1 protein-coding gene is annotated in these 1,388 nt (G+C 70.7%); it reads left to right on the forward strand.

The annotated features are described in order from the left end of the window. Window positions 1-58: 58 nt before the first annotated feature. Window positions 59-1,267: an IS701 family transposase gene (locus H9Y04_RS45610; protein ID WP_187820141.1), complete on the forward strand. Its 1,209-nt coding sequence runs from the start codon at window positions 59-61 to the stop codon at window positions 1,265-1,267. Window positions 1,268-1,388: the final 121 nt, after the last annotated feature.

Consider the following 1,388-nt stretch of genomic DNA (forward strand, 5'->3'; position numbering starts at 1 on the left):
CTAGTAGGACTTTGTTAGGTGGCTGGTCAGGTTCTGGAGTTGGTAGTTCGCTGGGGGTATGACTCCGGAGGAGCTTGCCGGGTGCCGTGACCGGCTGGAGGATTTTGCGGCGGAGGTGTTCGCGCCGCTGGTGCGGTCGGACCAGCGGGCGAAGGGCGGGCTGTATTTGCGGGGCCTGCTCCTGGACGGGCGGCGTAAGTCGATGCAGCCGATGGCCCGCCGGCTCGGCGTCGATCACCAGCGGCTGCAGCAGTTCGTGACGTCGTCGACCTGGCCCATCGCCGCGGTTGGGCAGCGGCTGGCGCGCCGAGCGGTGGCGGTGGTGCGGCCGGAGGTGTGGGTGGTGGACGACACCGGGTTTCCCAAGGATGGTGACCTGTCGCCCGCGGTGGCCGCGCAGTACTGTCCGCCGCTGGGCAAGACCGCCAACTGCCAGGTGGCGGTGAGCGTGCACGCGGCCACCGACACCGCATCCTGCCCGCTGGCCTGGCGGCTGTTCCTGCCCGCGAGCTGGGACGGACCTGATGCCGCCGGGCGGCGCCGGCACTGCCGCATCCCGCCGGACATGCGGCACCGGCCCAAGTGGCAGCTGGCGTTGGAGATGCTCGATGACCTGGCCGGGCTCGGCCTGCGGCCCCCGGTCGTGGCCGCGGACGCCGCCTACGGCAACAACGCCTCCTTCCGCAGCGGGCTGGAGCAGCGGCAGCTGGCCTATGTGCTGCAGGTCAAGGGCGAGTTGACGGCCTACCCGGCGGATATCGAACCGGTCACTCTGCCCTACGGCGGGCTGGGCCCACGCCCGCTGCCGCGCTACCGGACCCGTCCGGTCAGCCTGCGCGAGCACGTGCTGGCCGCAGGCCGTGGACAGGCCGTCACCGTCGACTGGCGACGGGGCTCGAAGGGCCGGATGCGGGCCCGGTTCGTGTTCCTTCGCGTCCGTCCGGCCGGACGCCGTCCCAAACCCGCCAACGACGGCACCATCGGCCCGCGCTGGCTGATCGCCCAATGGCCCCAGGACGCCGAGGAGCCGGTCAAGTACTGGCTCTCCAACCTGCCCGCCGACCTCCCGCCCCGGGCCCTGGTCCGCCTCGCCAAGACCCGGTGGCGCATCGAGCACGACTACCGCGAACTGAAGACCGCCCTCGGACTCGACCACTTCGAAGGCCGTTCCTGGGACGGCTGGCACCGCCACGTCACCCTGGTGACCGCGGCCCACCTGTTCCTGACCGAACAGCGCACCGACCCAAAAGTCCCTGCCGGGGCCTGACCCTCTACCAGGCCCTCGCCCACCTCCAGCAGATGCTGGCCACCTGGTCAGGACACTGCCCAACCTGCCACCAACCCGCACCCTGGCAGCCCTACGACACCACCTAACAAAGTCCTACTAG

The sequence above is a fragment of the Streptomyces polyasparticus genome (genome assembly GCF_014493765.1).
Lineage (GTDB): Bacteria > Actinomycetota > Actinomycetes > Streptomycetales > Streptomycetaceae > Streptomyces > Streptomyces polyasparticus.